Genomic DNA, 17,892 nt, shown 5'->3' on the forward strand with positions numbered 1-17,892 from the left:
TGCCTACGGAATGGTAGGTTTCGTCCGGGTAAGTTACGTGCGGGTAGGTTCGAGGTCAACTTGAAGAAGAAGCAGCGGCTGACGGGCGCCGAGCGCCGGGTCCAGTTGATGGAGGTCGGGCGTTCGGTCTTCGCCGCGAAGGGCTACGAGGCCACGTCGATTGAAGAGGTCGCCCAGCAGGCGGGCGTGTCCAAGCCCATCGTGTACGAGCACTTCGGCGCGAAGGAGGGGCTGTACGCGGCCATCGTGGACCGGGAGATGGAGGACCTGGTGGCGCGCGTGTCGTCGCGCATCTCGCAGGGGTCGCCCCGGGAGCGCTTCGAGGAGGCCGTGCTGGCGTTCATGGGCTACGTGAAGGAGGAGCCGGCGGGCTTCGCGGTGCTGACGCGCGACTCGCCCACGGCGGTGGCGAGGCGGGGGCTGACGCGCGTCATCGACGACCTGGCGCAGCGGGTGGGGGACGTCTTCCGCAGCGAGTTCGAGCGCGCGGGCTATTCATCCAAGGTGGCGCCCATCTACGCCAACGCGCTCGTCGGCATGGTGACGCAGGTGGGGCACTGGTGGGCCGCGGAGGGCAAGGCGTTCTCCACGGAGAACGTGGCCCGCCACGTCGCGGCGCTCGGATGGATGGGATTGCGGCACCTGCCCAAGGACCCCAGCGCGCCCGGCGTGAAGCGCGAGCCCAAGCGGCGCGGCTGACGTCCGTGAGACGGGCACAGGGCCCACCGGCGACGACGCGCACCCTCGCTTCGGGAGGAGGGTGTGCGCGGACAACAGCGACAGGGAAGAGTGACCAGTTGAAGTCCGGTGAGCAGCGCGATGTGCCCTGCGGCATTCCATGGCCGGTTTGTCCCAACTGCCCAGGCGAGGGGCTACGGCGCACTGCGCGAACGGCAACTTGCTCCCGGTGCGGCAGCCCCTGGCTTGAAAGCGAGGGCATGCCGTGCCCCGGGGCACGTACAGTCCGCCTCGTTGAGCATGAGGGGACAGCCGAAGTCGTCTGCGCTTCCCACGCGGCGCACCCGAGCGTGGCTACGTGGGGCAAGGCCGTTGACCTCGCCGCGCGCCGAGGCCCTCAGTAGGCGCCCGGTGCGCTCACGGGGGCTGAACGATTCCAGCGCCCGCTCATCAGAGGCAGGCGCCAGTCACGCGTTGAAACAGGAGACGAGAACATGCGGAAACTGTTGCTGTTGGCGGTGCTGGTGGGCGGCTGTGCTGGGCCAGGAGCGAAGCTGGTAGGCGTGGACAAGGTCCCAGTCCATGTTCAAGAGGGAGGGCACTGCAAGAGTAGCGCCGCCTGCAAGGAGGGGCTGGAGTGCATGATCTGGTCGCTGACACCAGGTTCAGGTACCTGTCAGCGGGCGTGCAAAGAGACTTCGGAATGCCCGAGCGGAGAGCTGTGCGGCGGGGATGCTTTTACCGATAGGCCGGGGCCTTTTTGCACCCCTCCGACCATCGACTATCTGGAGCCGTGCGAAGAGTGTGACGGGCCGGGGTAATGGATCGCAGTTGGATCGGCCAAGCGGATCGCGCGCTGGAGCAATGGGCGCGGCAGTCGGCTCAGGGCGGAGGCCGTCAGAAGAAACGTGGCCAGTGGGTGGGCTGAGTTCCTACCTGGGTGGTCAGCCCATGCATCCTCGCGCGCCACCGAGCACCGCCGGAGCGGTGTGCGGAGGGGCCCGCGCGGATGAGTTACCGGAGAGTCGACATGGACAGGTTGAGAGAGCTGGCGCCGAGACGGTGACCTTGACCGAGGCCACGTCCGCATCAGGCGCCGCGAGCTGGAGTGAAGTGAAGACATCCACGGAGTCGGACTCGGACGAACCCTTTCATCCCGAGACACCCAAGACGAAAACCGCGAGCACCGCAATGGATTTGAGAGGCAATGACATGAGACTCCCCCCTCGAACAGAGGGCCGCCTTATAGAATGGGAGTTCACGGGAGGCAGAGGCCCCCACGGTCGGAATGCGACAGCGGGACATGCTCCGTCCCGTGACAGATTCACGGGCTGAGGGGACACCCGGAATGCCCTGTCTTCAATTCCGATCCATGCCTTCGACGTGGGCGTTGGAGTTGACCTGGCAGCCCGCGAGCGGGCCCGTCAGCCGATGCGTCTACTCCCTGGGTCCCCGCGCCTTCATGGCGGCCTGGATGCCCTCCAGCGAAGAGGGATCCTCGATGGTGCTGAGGTCGCCCGGCTCGCGGGCCTCGGCCACGGCCTGGATGCTGCGGCGCAGCAGCTTGCCGGAGCGCGTCTTGGGCAGGTGGGCCACCAGGTGCACCCGGGCGGGACGGGCCACGGCGCCCAGCGTGCGGCCCACGGTGTCCATCACCTCGCGCTCCAGGTCAGCGCGGTCCTCCTCGCGCTGGAGGCGCGTGGGGTCCTTGGGCACGGCGAAGGCCATCACCACCTGGCCCTTGAGGTCGTCCTTCACGCCCACCACCGCGACCTCCGCGATGGCCGGATGGCCGCTGATGGCCTCCTCGATTTCACGCGTGCCCAGGCGGTGGCCGGCCACGTTGATGACGTCGTCGGTGCGGCCCAGGATGAAGTAGTCGCCGTCCTCGTCGCGCATGGCCCAGTCGAACGTGTTGTAGACAGGTGTTTCAAAGCTGGAGAAGTAGGTGGAGACGAAGCGCTCGTCGTCGCCCCACACCGTGGACAGACATCCGGGCGGCAATGGCGGCTCAATCACCAGCACGCCCTTCTGGTTCGGGGCCGTCACCTCCGCGCCGCTCAGCCCGTCCAGCAGCTTCACGCGGTAGCCGTAGAGGGCCGCGCCCGGGGAGCCCAGCTTGCGCGGACGTGCCTGCACACCGGGGACGGGCCCGAGGATGGGCCAGCCCGTCTCCGTCTGCCAGTAGTTGTCCAGCACCTGCGTGGCGGGCAGCGCGTCCGAAATCCACGCATGCGTGGGCGCATCCAGCGGCTCGCCGGCGAGGAACAGGTGGCGCAGGCGGGAGGTGTCATGGCGCTTCAGGAAGGACGCGTCCTGCTTCTTGAGGACGCGGATGGCGGTGGGCGACGTGAACATCACGCTCACCCGGTGCTCCTCCACCAGACGCCACCAGATGCTGGCGTCCGGCCGGGTGGGCAGGCCTTCGTAGAGCACCGTCGTCATGCCATTCAGCAGCGGGCCATAGACGATGTACGAGTGGCCCACCACCCAACCGATGTCGCTGGCCGTGAACATCGTCTCGCCGGGCTGGCCCGTGTAGATGTGACGCATGGACGCCGCCAGCGCCACCGCGTAGCCGCCCGTGTCGCGCTGCACGCCCTTGGGCTTCCCCGTGGTGCCGGACGTGTAGAGGATGTAGCTGGGCTCGGAGGACTCCAGCCATTCCACGGGCACCCGCGCGCCCTCATGCTTCGCCCCGAGCGTGGCGAAGTCCACGTCGCGCCCCAGCGTGAGCGAGGTGCCCGGGACGAGCCCCCGGTTGAACACCAACACATGCGCGGGCGGGTGCTGGGCGAGCGTCAGCGCCTCATCCACCAACGGTTTGTAGGCAATCACCCTGCCGGCGCGCATGCCCGCGTCCGCGGTCACCAGCAGCACGGGCCGCGCGTCGTCGATGCGCAGGGCGAGGCTGTGCGCCGCGAAGCCGCCGAACACCACGGAGTGGATGGCGCCCAGGCGCGTGCAGGCCAGCAGCGTGAAGAGCGCTTCGGGCACCATGGGCATGTAGATGATGACGCGGTCGCCGCGTCCCACGCCCAGCTCGCGCAGCATGGCCGCCACGCGGTTCACCTCCGCGTGGAGCTGCGCGTAGGTGTACTGGCGCCGCTGGTCGGCTTCGGTGGATTCAAAGACGATCGCCGGCTGATTCGCGCGGGTGGCCAGGTGCCGGTCCACCGCGTTGTGGCACAGGTTGGTGCGGCCCCCGACGAACCAGCGCGTGAAGGGAGGGCGCGAGGCGTCGAGCACCTGGTCGAACGGGCGTTCCCAATCGATGAGGCGGGCCTGCTCGGCCCAGAACGCATCCGGCTGGTCGAGGGAGCGTCGGTAGAAGTCCTCGTAGCTGCCCATGCATCCGCTCCGTCGTGGGTGGGTGTCCATCACGATAGGGGTCGGCCCGCCGGAGAGGAAACCCTCCGGGGCCCCGCACGGGCGTGTGTGTCCTTCAGGCAGCACGCGGACCGCGTGGGAATAGATTCCCAAGTCGGCATCACCTGACGTGTGTCAGCTCGCACCAGCACGTCAGGGTCAGCTCGGTGTACGGACCGCGTTCCAAACCATACGAGCCGAGCGAGAAACCATCGTTCCATTCGATCAGGGCCGTCTGCCCTGAATCGAGGACGCCGAAATCCACTGCATACCCGGCGGTGCCCTCACCGGCGGACGCCAACGCCTGGACGGCGCTCGCCACCACCGCCTCGTCCACCCGCAGGGATGCATCTCCTGCGTAGTGCCGGATGCCCACGACGACGTCCTTCACCACGAACACCCGGTATTCGCTCAGCCACTGGACCACTTCCGAGCAGAGGATGGGCGTGCTCGCGGACGCACGCTCCAGCCAGAGGAGATCCTCCGCGCTGGAGAAGACATGGCCGGTGAACCTTTTGCGACGGCCGTAGGGCTTCGCGAACACCGCAGGGCCCGAGCCATGGAGCACGTCGGCGGTCAGCTTCCGGACGGTGCTGGACCAGACACGGCGGTGAAGAAGGCCGCTCAGACTCGGTGGATGATCCCGGGTTTCAGGTGGCTCGATGCCCAATTGCTTCAAGGCCCCCAGGACGGTGGGGACATCGCCCGCCACCAGGACGTCGCGGGCAAGCGGGAGTTGGCTGCGCGCAAGTCGTTTCGCGGAGAATGGCTCGGCCGGCACGCCTCTCGCCCGAAGCTCATCGAACAAGTCTTGCATCTCGGGTTCCATGCGCCCGAAGCCCTGCTCCTGGATGAATGCGCTTCGCACCATGGGCAGGAGACTACTCCTTGCGTCAGAGACGATGCGTCCGTGAAACGATGCGGGTGCCATCAACCTGCTCTCGGCCATTCCCCTGCCCCTTGGATTGGAGCGTGGCTGTCCTTTTTTCTCGCGAACAAGCCATCCTGGGCCATGCGAGCAGGAGCCCTGGTGTTGAGCGTGGTGCTGCTGGCCACGGGATGTGCCTCTCCATCGCCGGGTCCCGGACGAAGGATGCGGCTGAACCATGCGCGGCACGTAGCTTCGGGTCCCTTGGTGGAGGCACCTGAGCCACGGTCACGGGGCCGGCCCCCTGGAGAGGACCTGGACGGACAGGACGCGACACCGACCCGCCAAGCGGTCCTTCATGCCATCGCCGAAGTGAAGAGTTCTACGGACAGCATCGCCCGCGCGTTGTCGAAGCTGGATTCGCGCGGCGACTGGGACGTATTCACCCGTTACACCGACTACGGCTCCAATCAGTTGCCCTGGCTCCGCTGCGCACAGGGGAGCGTCACGCTGCTGGCGAGCACCTCCGAAGCGGTCGCGGATGCGGACATGGCGGTGGGCCTGATTGGGATGACGGGCCCCCGTCTCCAGGCCGCAATGTCTGGCGCCATGCTGCTCGCGGCCTGGCTCGATTTCCTCCAGCTCGCGGAGGCCCTGCGGGAACAGTGCCCGTTCTATGGACAGGAGCAGCTGTTCATGGACATGGACCGCGTCCAGAAGTTGATTGAGCCCTCCATGGCCGCGCTTGCGTCGCTGGAGCCCGGGCAGGTGGAGGCCACCGCACGCGCACTTCCCGGTGTCATGGCCCAGCTCACCCGCGAGTTCCATTCCATCCGGGAAGGTGCACGCGTGGCGACGGTGCGCGCTGGCAAGGTCATCGCGGTGGCGCAGTTCATGGAGATGCTCACCCTGGTCTCGGTGTTGAAGGTGTCACTGCCGAGGCCTCCTCCCGCGGCACCCGCGACGCTCGGCGTGGGACTCGTGATGGGCTCGGGCGGCGTGATGACGGGCACGCGGGTGGTCGTCTCCGCCGAATGGGTGGAGATGATGCGCAGGCTCGTGCAGGCGGGCGTCATCACCGTTCCCGCCGCCAGCTCCGCCATCCGCATCCACGCCGGGCAGGTGATGATGGCGCAATCGACCCGGGACCTGCCCCAGGGCGTGCGCGACGCGCTGGGCGACAGTCCCGAGGTTCGGGCCATGCACGAGACCGGCAAGGCCGGGGCCGGCATGTCCGATGCGCCGAAGCACCACGTCCTGCCGCAGGAGCACCGCGAGTGGTTCGAGCGGCGCGGCTTCAAGGGCGCCATGGACATCGATCAGTTCTGCGTCAGGATGGAGAAGGCGGACCATCAAGCGATTCATGGGGGAGGGGACTGGCGCATGGGGCGAACGTGGGCCGGTGAGTGGAACCAGATGATCATGGGACAACTTCGCGACGCAGAATCCGCAGCCGGCCGGATGTTGACGCGAAACGAGATCTTGAACATCGTCGCCGAGCACATGCAGTCCTCCGACATCCCGATGAACTTCATTCGAGGGGGAAGGCGATGAGCGACGGACGTTCCTGGCAGGGCAACTGGAAGGTTCGCCTGCATGACCGGGTCCGCGAGCGCGGTTTTTCTTCGCTCACCGCCTTCGCGAAGGCACGCCCCACCGCATCCCTGATTGCGCTGGCCGAAGAGCTGGGCAAGGACGACATCGCGGGGGTCCAGGTGTTGAGCGGACTGCTTGCCGAGGCGGAACAGCGCAAGCAGGTTTCGCGCTTTGAGCGCGATGTGCTGGTGCGCATGCTGTCCCATAACCTCCCTGGTGGCTGGCCAGCCGTCCTGGACGACGCCAACCGCTTCGCGGTCGCCAAGGCACTCAGCAGTTGGATCGCCTACACCCCTGAAGCCCATCAGGCACGCGCAAGGCAGATCATGGCGGAACTCCTCGCCCATCCCCCTCCATCCGGCTGGCGCCCGCTGAGCCCCGACGACGAGCTTTTGCGCACGCTCCTGCCCGACGAAGAGGCCTGAGCCCCACGGCCTTCCTCGGCGTGCCACGAATGCTGGGAACTCACACCATCCGTGCCCCCGCCCAGGGGTGAACACTCCCTGCCCGTCCGACCCTCGGCCGGAATGATTTTCCAACGCAGGACGCTTCCCGTCCGCCCTCGGCGCCACCACCTTCGCGCCGAGGAGTGAAACACCCCATGGATGCGGACGGCAGATCGGAGTTGGGAGCCGCGAAGGTTCCCCTCATGTCCACCCAGAAGCAGCAGCGCGTCCGCCGCCCGCCCCGGACGCTCAAGCCCTCGCGGCTCCAGGAGGTGGACTTCCGCAGCGTGGAGGAGCGCATGGACGCCGGCCGCGCCCTGCGCAAGCGCTGCCCGCGCAGCAGCCACGCCGCGTGGAAGCCCTTCCGGGGACGGGACCCGCTGGCGCAATTGAAGGAATCCGACGCCACTCGGCTGCCCTGGCTGGTGCCCGTGCGGCACGAGCGCATGTCCGAGTCCCCGTTCGCCTTCCTGCGCGGCACGCCGTTCGCCATGGCGCGCGACCTGGCGCACACGCCCTACAGCGGCCTGCGCAGCCAGATTTGCGGCGACGCGCACCTGAGCAACTTCGGCCTGTTCGGCACGCCCGAGCGCAACCTCATCTTCGACTTGAACGACTTCGACGAGACGCTCCCCGGCCCCTTCGAATGGGACGTGAAGCGACTGGCCGCCAGCTTCGTCGTGGCGGCGAAGCAGAACGACCTGGGAAACCGCTGCGGCAGGAAGGCCGCGCGCAAGGCGGTGGAGTCCTACCGCCTGATGATGCGCGAGCTGATGACCCGGAACCTGCTGGACGTGTGGTCGCTGCGCGTGGACGCGAAGGCGCTGCGGCGCTCCGACTCCGAGGACACCGCGAAGCTCGCGGCGGAAGCCATGGAGAAGGCGAAGCGCCGCACCAGCGCGCACGCGGTGGAGAAGCTCACCGTGGAGCGCAACGGCCAGCGCCACCTGGCCTACCAGCCGCCCCTGCTCTTCCCGCTCACGGCGGTGAAGATGGACGTGTCGAGCGAGGAGCTGGAGCGGCGCATCAAGCAGCTCACGGTGGGCTACCTGGCCTCGCTGGACGGCGCCGTGCGCGACCTGTGCCTGCGCTACCAGCGCAAGGAGTGGGGCTTCAAGGTCGTGGGCGTGGGCAGCGTCGGGCTCCAGGCCTACGTCGTGCTGTGCGAGGGCAACGGCGGGAACGACCCGCTGGTGTTGCAGTTGAAGGAGGCGAAGGCCTCCGTGCTGGAGCCCTACCTGGGCCCCAGCGAGTTCGGCAGCGCCGGGGAGCGCGTGGTGGTGGGCCAGCGGCGCATGCAGGCCTTCTCCGACCTGTTCCTCGGCTGGACGGAGGTGGAGGGCATGGGCGCCTTCTACGTGCGCCAGCTGCGCGACATGAAGGGCTCGCTGGACGCGGAGAAGATGGAGGCGCCCGTGTTCCTGGACTACGCGGAGGCATGTGGCGCGACGCTGGCCCGGGCCCACGCGCGCACCGGGGACGCTGCCCTCATCGCGGGCTACCTGGGCGGCAGCGACCACTTCGACGAAGCCGTCGCGGAGTTCGCCTGCGCCTACTCAGACCAGGTGGAGGAGGACTACGCGCGCTTCATCGACGCGCAGGCAAAGGCCTCGCAAGCGCTGGCGAGCTGAGGACGCGCCGCCCACCCTGACGCGCTTCAGCCCGAAAGCCGCGTCCAGTCGTCCTCGCGCAGGAACAGCCTCACGCCCAGGCGCTCGCACACGTCCGCGTGCGCCTGGGCCGCGGGGCCGCCCACCCAGACGGACAGCTCCTTCGGCAAAGCCTCACGCAGGCGCCGGAGCACGTCCTCGAACACGGTGGCGCCCCGGTTCGTCACCGCCGACAGACCCACCACGTCCGGCCGGGCCCGGGCCACCGTCTCCCCCAGCCCGTCCGCCGGCACGCGCTGGCCCAGCAGCGTCACCCTCACGCCCGCGTACCGCAGCCGCAGCGCAGCCCCCAGGAGGCCCATCTCATGCTCCTCCTCCGGGAAGCACGCCAGCACCGCGTGCTTGCGCCCCCCTTCGGGCGCGCCATGCAGCAGGCTCACCAGCCGCTCGCGCACCACCTGCGTCACGAGGTGCTCCTGCGCCACCGACAGCGTCCCCGCGTGCCAGCGCTCCCCCACCTCGTGCTGCACCGGCACGAGCACGTCCTCGAACGCGCGCAGGGGCGGCAGGGCCGACAGCACCTGGTCCAGGATGCGGGAGACGCGCGGCTGGTCATACGCCTCCGCCGCCGCCATCACCTCCGCGCGCCACGCGTCCGACTGCGGGCCCGCGCCACCGTGTGTCTTCCCCTCGCGGGCCGGCGGCGGTCCGGCGGCCAGCTCCGCCATCAACTGGGGCAGCAGCTTCGCCGCCTCGCTGATGGCCACGCCTTCGTCCGTCAGCGCCTTCAACCGCTTGAGCAGCGCGACGTCGCGGTCCGTGTAGACGCGGTAGCCCGCGGGCGTGCGCTCCGGGACGAGCACCCCGTAGCGGCGCTCCCAGGCCCGGATGAGCTCCACGCGGACTCCCGACAGCTCCGCGGCGACGTGGATGCGATAGGTGCGCTCAGCCATGGTGGATCACGGTCGGTTCTGCGCGTTCCTCACCTGCTGCCAGATGGCGATCAGCTCCTCCGCGGACTCCGCGTACTGAGCGCCCAGGGTGAAGAGGATCTTCAAGTGCTCCCGCGCCCCCGGCCCGCCCACCACCACCGGCACGGAGGCGCAGGCCTGCAAGGACTCCGACAGCACCGTGAGGAAGTCCTGCGCGTCCCGGCGCCGGACGAACGACAGCGCCACCACGTCCGGCCGCACCTGCGCGCAGGCCCCATGCAGCGCCTCCGCGGGCGTGTCCGCCCCCAGCAACGTCACCCGCCAGCCCCGCGCCTTCAGGTGCACGCCCAGCGCCAGCAATCCCCCCTCATGGTGGTCCCCCGCCGGACAGGCCAGCAGCCCCCGGGGTCCATCGCTCGCGCTCACCATGCCCGCCAGCAGCATGCGCAGGCGCTGCCGCACCAGCGCGGACGCCAGGTGTTCGCGCGCCACGTCCAGGCGCGACGCCATCTCCCGGAGCAGCGGAATCAGGAACGTGTCGCAGAAGACCGGGGGGGCCAGGTCCTCGCCGGCCTCTTCCAGCACCGCGTCCGCCGCGTCCGAGTCCAGCACCCGCACCGCCGCCCAGAAGCGCTCCATCAGCCGCGAGTCCTCGGGCAGGGACTGCGCGGGCGCGGTGCGCACCTGGGCGATGGCCTCGCTCACCGACAGGCCGCCTTCCATCAGCTTCGCCACCCGGCGCACGGCCTCCACTTCGTCGCGTGAATAGACGCGGTAGTTGTTCTCGCTGCGCTCCGGGCGCGGAAACCCATAGCGCCGCTCCCAGGCGCGCAGCGTGGCTTCGCGGATGCCGGTGAGCCGGGCGATGGTGCGGATGCGCAGGCTCATCGGCCCAGGCCTCGCGCCGAGTCCCAGCGCTCCGCCACCCCGCGCGCCCCCGACAGCTTGCGCGTGAAGCCCTCCAGGTCCGTCGCCTGGGACACCCTGCGCACCACCGCCTCCAGGCCGCTCTGGAAGCGCGACAGCGGGCCGGCTTCGTGGGGCGTCCCCACCTCCAGCAACACGTCCGGCCGCTCGTGCTCGAAGAAGGCATAGCGGATGGCGATGGGCACGCACTCCGCCTTCGCCGCCCGGGCCAGCAGCTCCACGCCCCGCTCCAGCTTCAGCGGCAGGGCGCCGAAGGGCCGGTGCTCCCCTTCCGGAAAGACACACACCGCGGCGCCCGGGCGGCGCAGCAGCTCCTTCGCGTACCGGAGCGAGGACAGGGACGACATCGCGTCCTGCTTGCGGATGCTGAAGGCGCCCATCTTCGTGTGGAAGGGATAGCGCCGCAGGTTCTCCTCGTCCATCAGGCAGTAGCCGTCCCAGCCCGCCACCTGGCAGAGCTGGTGCAGCACGAAGCCGTCCCACCAGTTGCAGTGGTTCAGGTAGATGAGCCGGCCCACGCCGTCCGCGGGCAGCTCACCGCGCACCCACAGGCCCCGGAACGTCGAGCGGACCTTCCACCCGATGTACCGGTCCACCGCCCACCCGAAGGGCCCTCCCTTGGCCGCGCGAATCAAGACGGCCGCGCCTCCCTGAGACGGAACAGCGCCGTGAACAGCGCGAGCCCCAGCGACACCAGCACGCTCGTGATGAGGAAGAAGAGCACCTCCTCCAGCGGCACCACGCCCAGGTACACGCCCACGTGGCGGCCCGGCCCGAAGTTCCAGATGCCGGTGGAGATGGCCAGGTGGTCCGCGATGGACAGGTACACGCCCACCACCAGCGCTGGCGGCATCACCGCGCGCAGCACCTCGCCGGAGCGCGACTTGTAGTGGCTGACCAGCAGCGCCAGTTGGATGCCAATCACCGGCAGCGTCCACGCCAGCAGGTGGATGAGGTACGCCCAGCGCGTCTCCATCATGACGACACCTCGCGGGAGCCCAGCGGCGGCTCAGCGCGGACGGGGCGGGCCTTCTCCGCGGGCCGCGCCTCCGGCTGCTTCGCCAGCGCGCGCTCCAGCCGGGCCCGGGCCCACAGGCCCACGAGCAGCGTCTGGAGGCCGAAGAAGAGGTACTCCTCCAGCGGCAGGTAGCCCAGCTTCACGCCCCAGATGCGCTCCGGGTCGAAGCCCCACAGGCCCCACTTCACCGCCATGTTGTCCCACGGCGACGTGGCCGCGTAGACGACCACGAGCAGCACGCCCATGGGCGCCAGCCCCCGCCACGACAGCGTGCGCCGGTAGCGCACGACGAGGAACAGGATGGGCAACACGACGAACAGCCCCAGGAAGCGCGCGTAGGTCATCCCGGGCCTCCACTCCACTGCGACGCCACCCGCACCATGCGCCCTCCCGCTTGGAGCGCGTACGTATGTCCGCGCCACGTCACCAGCCCCTGCCGCGTCAGCGAAGCCCCGAAGGCAACCAGCAGCAGCACCTCACCCGTGAGCCAGTCCGTCAGCGCATGGCCCCGCCGCGCCTCGCCCGGCAGCCGGCTCAGCGCGGACAGCCGCAGCGACAGCAGCGTGCGCACAACGACGAGGGCCGCCACCGCGACGCCCACCCCGGGCTCGCCCAGCGCGGCGGCCAGCAGCACCAGCGGCACCGTGGGCGTGAAGAGCAGCGGCACCGTGGGGTACAGGCCCGGCCGGTGGCTGGCGAGCACCTGCATCCACCGCGTGAAGCGCTCCAGGGGCACGCGCCAGGACGTCGCGGACGCCATGGGCACCCACGCGGGCGCGGGGCTCAGCGCCACGTCCAGCCCCCGGGCGTGCAGCCGCTTCGCCAGCTCCAGGTCCTCGCCGATGTGGTCCGACAAGCCACGCAGCTCCTCCACCGCCCTCGCGGACAACCCCAGCGCCTTGCCACACACCGCCGGCGCGCCCGCGCTCATCGCGTGCAGCGCGCGGAAGCTGTGGTGCGTGTAGCGCAGCAGCCCCGCCATGGCACGTCCCGCGGCGTCCACCGCGCCCACGGGCGTGGGGGCGGCGGTGCTCAGCGCCGCGCCCGCCACCAGCGGCGAGGCCAGCCCCTCCACCAGCGCCCCCGTCACCGCCACGTCCGCGTCCACCGCCAGCACCACCCGCCCGCGCACGTCCAGCGTGTCCAGCGCGTAGAGCAGGTGCCCCACCTTGCGGTTGGGGGAGAGCGGGTCGCTCGGCAGCCACCGGACGCCCTCGGGCAGCCGGGGCCGGTAGGGCGACAGCACCACCTGCTCCAGCGGCCCCGCGTAGTCGATGGGGCTCGCCAGGTTCTCCAGCTCCCGCGGCGTGGGCGCGTCCACCGGGCGCAGCAACAGCACGGACGGGAGGGCCTGCGTGGCCAGGGTGGGCGCGCGGCGCGAGAGCCGCGCGAGCGCCACCGCGCTGAAGCCCCCGGCCAGCCCCGCCCACCCGAGCGCGATGAGAGCAGGCGTGTTCATGCCGTCCGCTCCACGCGCGTGCGGAAGTGCGCCATCCAGCGGATGAAGGGCGAATGGAAGCGGCGGAAGTCCGCCACCTCGCCCATCGTGTCCAGCGCGCCCCGGCGCGACTCCAGCCGCGCGTAGAAGGGCGACGACTCCAGCAGGCGCGGCGCGCCCACCACCTCGTTGCCCGCGTGCAGGTGCGAGGGGACGCGCAGCCCCCAGCCGGTGATGCTCGTGGGCCGGGCCTCGGGGTGCGGGCCGCGCTCGCACACGACGCCGGACGGTCCCGCCATCAGCCGCAGCGGGGCCACGCCATCCGGCAGGTGGTAGTCCACCACCGTGTGGCTTTCGTGGTGGGTGCGCGCCCAGTGCCACCCGGACAGCCGGTCGCCCAGCAGCTCCTGGCCGTGGTTGGTGTCGTGGTAGCCCATGCCGTCGGCCGCCACGTCCAGGGACGACACCTCCAGCCGGGCCTCCGAGCGCGGCGCCAGCGCCTGCCAGTAGTGCGGCAGCCCCGGCATCAGCTGCATCTCCATCCCCCGGGGCGTCAGCGGCCGGAGCGTCAGGCTGGCGCGCACCGGGCGGCCCCACGGCGCCGTCCCGTCGTCCACGTCCATGCGCACCGTGCCGTCCCGCGCATGGGTGAGCGTGGAGCGACCGATGCGCAGCCTGCCGGGCCCCTCCACCTGCGCGCGCGGGTACTCGCTGAGCACCCACAGCCGGCGCACGCCCCGGTGGTAGAGCGCGAAGTTCACCGCGCTGTGCTCCTGCGGCAGGCCCCCGCGCCGCGCCGCCACCGAGTAGCGCGGCGAGAAGAGCGAGCCCAGCATGAAGATGCACACCGCGCTGTAGTCCCCCGCGGTGACGTCCGCGTAGAACCAGCGGTAGGCCCCCGCCGCGTCGGGCAGCGCGGGCAGCGCGGGCACTTCCGGCAGCAAAGGATGCGCGAGCAGGGACGTCATGCGCTCCTCCTCAGGTGGGCGGAGGCCATCTCCGCGGCGAACCGTCCCGACAACATCACCAGCGGCACCCCGCCTCCCGGGTGCGTGCCGCCGCCCGCGAAGAACAGCCCCGGCGTGCCGCCCCGGATGCGGGGCCGGCGGAACGGGCCGAAGCGGCCGTGCGGCAGGAAGCCGTAGATGGAGCCCCCCGGAGCACCGCGCGCCGCCAGGTCCACCGGCGTGCGCTGCCCCACCACGCGCGTCTTCCCGCGCAGGCCCGGGTAGTGCTTGAAGAGCGCGTCGAACATCTGCGTGCGCACGAGCGCCGCCATCGACTCCCAGTCGCGGCCCGCCTGCTCCGCCTGGGAATCCCCCAGTGGCATGGCCGGCGCGTTCACCATCACGAACAGGCCCGTGCGGCCCAGCGGCGCCATGCCGGGGTCGGTGGCGGACGGGTTGCAGAAGTACACCGTGGGGTCCGTGGCCAGCTTCCCGGCGAACAGCTCGTCGAATTCGCGCCGGTAGTCCGCGCCGAAGAGCACCGTGTGGTGCGGCAGGGACGGCCGCCCCTCCACCTCCAGGAGCAGCACGAAGCCGGACAGCGACAGCGGTTCGGACTCACGGCGCAGCGACGCCAGCGGATCCGCGTTCACCACCACGCTGTCGAACAGCTCCTGCCCCGGGCCCACGCGGTAGCCCTCGGAGGTCCGCTCGAAGCGGGCGCGCGTGTCCAGGTGCACCGTCACGCCCTGTCGCCGCACCGCCTGGCCCAGGGCCTCCACCAGCGCGCCGATGCCGCCCTTCACGTGGTGCACGCCGTACGCATGTTCGATGTGCGGGATGAGCGCGAAGGCCGCGCTGGACGCATAGGGCGACCCGCCCGCGTAGGTGGCGAAGCGGCCCACGTACTGCTGCAGATGCTGGGTCTGGAAGTGCTTCGTCGCCAGCGTGTGCAGCGTGTCCAGCTTCATCCCCGCCAGCATCGCCCCGATGCCCCGGCGGGCCACGCGCGCCATGAACCCGGCCATGCCTTCGAAGGGGGCCTCCAGGTAGGGCTCGCCCGCCGCCCGCCAGATGGCCGCGGCCTCCGCGTAGAACGAGTGCACGCCCTTGCGCTCACCGGGGCGCAGCTCGGCGGCGCTGTCCGCCATGCGCTCCAGGTCCTTGTACGCGGTGAAGCCGCACCCATCCGTGAAGCGGTAGGCGCACTGCGGCTCCAGCTCCGTGAACGGCGGCAGCAGGTCCAGCGCGTCCAGCTTCTCGAAGGTTCCCCGCACCAGCGCCGGCAGCGTCAGCAGCGTGGGGCCGGTGTCCAGCGTGAGCCCCTCCACGGTGACGGCCTGCGCCTTGCCGCCCAGGGAGGGGCTGCCCTCGAACAGCGTCACCGCGTGGCCCTCCTTCGCCAGGAGGCCCGCCGCGGTCAGCCCGCCAATGCCGCCGCCAATCACGGCCACGCGCGACGTCTTCGACGCCTTCATCGGGGACCTCCCGTTCCCGTGGACAGCAGCGGCGGAGGCGGCGCCAGCACGGGCATGGCCGCGTGGGTCTCCCGCAGCACCGCGCGGGGGGTCACGAACGCGGCCGTCGCCAGCGCCAGCTTGCGGCCCTTCGTCGTGTGGGCCCGGCCGCTGAACACGTCGTAGTCCCGCGCCTCGATGTCGCGCAGGATGTCGCCGTAGATGCCGCCCATCAGCCGCACCATGCGCTGGCTGCCGAAGCCGGTGAGGTACTTCACGCCGCCCGCCGCCCGCGCGTAGTACGCCCGGGCGCGCTGGATTTGAAAGCGCATGAAGTCGCGCCAGCGCGCGTCCACCTGACCCCTGCGCAGGTCGTCCTCCGTGAGCCCGAACGCGCGCAGCTCCTCCGCGGGCAGGTACACCCGGCCGCGCTCCAGGTCCTCGCGCACGTCGCGCAGGATGTTGGTGAGCTGCATGGCGCGGCCCAGGTCCGCCGCCGGCTCCACCGCGCGCTCGTCCTCGCAGCCCAGCACCGGCGTCAGCATCAGGCCGACCACCCCCGCGACGCGGTAGCAGTACAGCTCCAGCTCCTCCCAGGTGTCGTAGCGCACCTTCGTCAGGTCCATCTCCATGCCGGAGATGAGGTCCTGGAAGGGCTGCTCCGGGATGCGGTAGCGGTGGATGCTGTGGCGCAGCGCCGCGAACTCGCTCGGCTCCCACGGCGACGGCGCGTCGGCGGCGGGCTGTCGCGTGGACGGCGGGCCCAGCGCCTTCGAGGCCAGCTCCGGCAGGGGCAGGTACACCTGGGCCACGCGCTCGCGCGCCCGGGCAAGCCGCGTGGACAGGTCCAGGGGCGAGCCCTCCAGCGCGCTCTCGCCCGCGTCCACCAGGTCGTCCAGCCGCCGGCAGAAGGCATACAGCGCGAAGGCCGCCTTCTTGCGCTGCCCGAAGAGCAGGTACGAGGCGAAGAAGAAGCTCTTCGCGTGGTGGCGCGTGACGACGCGCGCGCGCCGGTAGCCTTCCGCGATGAGGGCCGGGGAGTCGGTGACGCTCATGCCGCCACCTCCACCGGGGCCGGGGTTTGCGTGCGCGGCGACAGCGTCACGCCCGCCTTCCGGGCCCACGTCACCAGCCGCTCGGTGACGAGCCGCGCGGAGATGAGCACCGTGGGCAGGCCCGTGCCCGGCTGGGTGGAGGCGCCCACGAAGAAGAGGTTCTTCACGTTTGGATCCACGTTGGCCGGGCGGAAGGGCCCCACCTGGAAGAAGTTCTGCGCCAGCCCGAACGCGCTGCCGCGCGCCAGGTTGTACGTGCCCGCCCAGTCATCCGGGGTGAACACGCGCTCCACCTCGATGTCCGCCTCCAGGTTGGGGAAGCCCAGCTCGCCCAGGCGCTGGAACACCTTCGCGCGCACCTTCGGGCCCTCGGTCTTCCAGTCCAGGTTGGCGTGCTGGTGCGGCACCGGCACCAGCACGTAGAGCGCGTCCTTGCCCTCCGGCGCCAGCGACGGGTCCGTGTGCGAGGGCACGTTGACGTAGAAGCTGGGGTCCTCCGGCACGCGGAAGCGCTGGAAGATGTCGTCGAAGGAGCCCGCGTAGTCGCGGCCGAACATCACGTTGTGGTGCAGCAGCTCCGGCACCTTCTTCTTCATGCCCAGGTAGAGCATGTAGCCGCTGGAGGTGAAGCGCAGCTTCTTGTCGCGCTTGAACGGCGCGTCCTTCGGGTCCAACAGCTTTTCGTACGCGTACGGCAGGTCCGCGTTGCAGAGCACCGCGTCCGCGGGCACCACCTCCCCGCCCACCAGCCGCACGCCCGTGGTGCGGCCCCCTTCCGTGAGGATGCGCTCCACCGGCGCGCCGTAGTGCAGGCGCACGCCCTCCTCGCGCGCCAGCCGCTCCAGCGCCAGGGGGATGGCGTACAGGCCGCCCTTGGGGAACCAGATGCCCACGCCCAGCTCGGTGAAGGGCAGCAGGCCGTACACTGCCGGGGATTCGAAGGGGGACACGCCCAGGTACATGGTCTGGAACGTCATCGCCGCGCGCAGGCGGTCGTCCTGGAAGAAGCGGCTGACGTCCGCGTACATGCGGCGGTGCGCGCGGGCCTTGAAGATCTTCGCCAGCACGCCGGGGGAGAAGTAGTCGGAGATGCCGTCGAAGTTGCGGCCCACGAAGTGGTCCAGGCTGATGCGGTACTGGGTGCGGCCCTGCGCCAGGAAGGACAGGTAGCGCTGGAAGCTGCCGGGCTCCACGCGCTCCAGCTCGCGGCCCATGGTGCACAGCTCGGAGGTGAAGGTGACGTCGGACCCGTCCCGGAAGTGCACCCGGTAGTTGGGGTCACAGCGCATCAGCGTGAGGTAGTCCTCGATGCGACGTCCGAGCGCGCGGAAGGTCTCCTCGAACACCTCCGGCATCAGCACGATGGTGGGCCCGATGTCCCACGTGAACCCGTCCACCTGGAGCTGGTTGCACCGCCCGCCCGGGCCCCGCGTCTTTTCGAACAGCTGCACGTCGAAGCCCTGCCGCGCGAGCCTCGCCGCCGCGGCCAGCCCGCCCACCCCCGCGCCCACCACCACCACCCGCTTGCCTTGTGCGCTCATGGACGTGTCC

The 17,892-nt window shown here is 70.4% G+C and carries 16 protein-coding genes; 4 read left to right on the plus strand and 12 right to left on the minus strand.

Features of this window, described 5'->3' with window-relative positions; genetic code table 11:
* Positions 1–60 precede the first annotated feature (60 nt).
* Complete coding sequence (locus OV207_RS34115) at positions 61–699, plus strand: TetR/AcrR family transcriptional regulator (RefSeq protein WP_193346616.1); 639 nt, start codon at positions 61–63, stop codon at positions 697–699.
* Between the two features lie 1,416 nt (positions 700–2,115).
* Here the strand turns inward: OV207_RS34115 and OV207_RS34120 are convergent.
* Positions 2,116–4,029: a propionate--CoA ligase gene (locus tag OV207_RS34120; RefSeq protein WP_267559291.1), complete on the minus strand. Its 1,914-nt coding sequence runs from the start codon at positions 4,027–4,029 to the stop codon at positions 2,116–2,118.
* 139 nt (positions 4,030–4,168) lie between these two features.
* On the minus strand, positions 4,169–4,918 hold the full coding sequence (locus OV207_RS34125; protein WP_267559292.1) for an ATP-grasp domain-containing protein: 750 nt from the start codon (positions 4,916–4,918) through the stop codon (positions 4,169–4,171).
* A gap of 159 nt (positions 4,919–5,077) precedes the next feature.
* On the opposite strand from OV207_RS34125, the gene OV207_RS34130 reads away from it, so the two are divergent.
* The 3 genes from OV207_RS34130 (at position 5,078) to OV207_RS34140 (ending at position 8,588) form a co-directional block, all read left to right on the plus strand.
* A complete protein-coding gene (locus OV207_RS34130) occupies positions 5,078–6,469 on the plus strand; it encodes a DUF2380 domain-containing protein (RefSeq protein ID WP_324291589.1) in 1,392 nt (463 codons plus the stop codon).
* On the plus strand, positions 6,466–6,936 hold the full coding sequence (locus OV207_RS34135) for an NUDIX hydrolase (protein ID WP_267559294.1): 471 nt from the start codon (positions 6,466–6,468) through the stop codon (positions 6,934–6,936). Before OV207_RS34130 ends, OV207_RS34135 begins: the two co-directional genes overlap by 4 nt.
* Before the next feature lie 224 nt (positions 6,937–7,160).
* Positions 7,161–8,588, plus strand: coding sequence for a DUF2252 domain-containing protein (locus OV207_RS34140; protein ID WP_267559295.1), 1,428 nt, complete (start codon positions 7,161–7,163; stop codon positions 8,586–8,588).
* Between the two features lie 26 nt (positions 8,589–8,614).
* On the opposite strand, the gene OV207_RS34145 is transcribed toward OV207_RS34140, so the two are convergent.
* From OV207_RS34145 to OV207_RS34190, 10 genes are read right to left on the minus strand one after another with little or no spacing between them, the layout of a single operon-like run.
* Positions 8,615–9,520 (minus strand): MerR family transcriptional regulator, encoded by a 906-nt coding sequence (locus OV207_RS34145; protein ID WP_267559296.1) that lies wholly within the window; start codon positions 9,518–9,520, stop codon positions 8,615–8,617.
* Positions 9,521–9,526: 6 nt separating this feature from the next.
* Complete coding sequence (locus OV207_RS34150; protein WP_193346611.1) at positions 9,527–10,387, minus strand: MerR family transcriptional regulator; 861 nt, start codon at positions 10,385–10,387, stop codon at positions 9,527–9,529.
* Positions 10,384–11,061 (minus strand): lysophospholipid acyltransferase family protein, encoded by a 678-nt coding sequence (locus OV207_RS34155; protein WP_267559297.1) that lies wholly within the window; start codon positions 11,059–11,061, stop codon positions 10,384–10,386. Before OV207_RS34155 ends, OV207_RS34150 begins: the two co-directional genes overlap by 4 nt.
* Positions 11,058–11,405 carry a lycopene cyclase domain-containing protein gene (locus tag OV207_RS34160; protein ID WP_193346609.1) on the minus strand — a complete coding sequence of 116 codons (348 nt, stop codon included), beginning with the start codon at positions 11,403–11,405 and terminating at the stop codon, positions 11,058–11,060. The genes OV207_RS34155 and OV207_RS34160 overlap by 4 nt, the downstream gene beginning before the upstream one ends.
* Positions 11,402–11,788, minus strand: a complete 387-nt coding sequence (locus OV207_RS34165) for a lycopene cyclase domain-containing protein (protein ID WP_193346608.1) — start codon at positions 11,786–11,788, stop codon at positions 11,402–11,404. The genes OV207_RS34160 and OV207_RS34165 overlap by 4 nt, the downstream gene beginning before the upstream one ends.
* A complete protein-coding gene (locus OV207_RS34170) occupies positions 11,785–12,903 on the minus strand; it encodes a glycosyltransferase (RefSeq protein WP_267559298.1) in 1,119 nt (372 codons plus the stop codon). Before OV207_RS34170 ends, OV207_RS34165 begins: the two co-directional genes overlap by 4 nt.
* Positions 12,900–13,850 (minus strand): carotenoid 1,2-hydratase, encoded by a 951-nt coding sequence (locus OV207_RS34175; protein ID WP_193346606.1) that lies wholly within the window; start codon positions 13,848–13,850, stop codon positions 12,900–12,902. The genes OV207_RS34170 and OV207_RS34175 overlap by 4 nt, the downstream gene beginning before the upstream one ends.
* On the minus strand, positions 13,847–15,307 hold the full coding sequence (locus tag OV207_RS34180; protein WP_267559299.1) for a phytoene desaturase family protein: 1,461 nt from the start codon (positions 15,305–15,307) through the stop codon (positions 13,847–13,849). The genes OV207_RS34175 and OV207_RS34180 overlap by 4 nt, the downstream gene beginning before the upstream one ends.
* Positions 15,304–16,341: a phytoene/squalene synthase family protein gene (locus tag OV207_RS34185; protein ID WP_267559300.1), complete on the minus strand. Its 1,038-nt coding sequence runs from the start codon at positions 16,339–16,341 to the stop codon at positions 15,304–15,306. Before OV207_RS34185 ends, OV207_RS34180 begins: the two co-directional genes overlap by 4 nt.
* Complete coding sequence (locus OV207_RS34190) at positions 16,338–17,882, minus strand: phytoene desaturase family protein (RefSeq protein ID WP_267559301.1); 1,545 nt, start codon at positions 17,880–17,882, stop codon at positions 16,338–16,340. The genes OV207_RS34185 and OV207_RS34190 overlap by 4 nt, the downstream gene beginning before the upstream one ends.
* Positions 17,883–17,892 lie beyond the last annotated feature (10 nt).

The sequence above is a fragment of the Corallococcus sp. BB11-1 genome, assembly GCF_026626625.1.
Lineage (GTDB): Bacteria > Myxococcota > Myxococcia > Myxococcales > Myxococcaceae > Corallococcus > Corallococcus soli.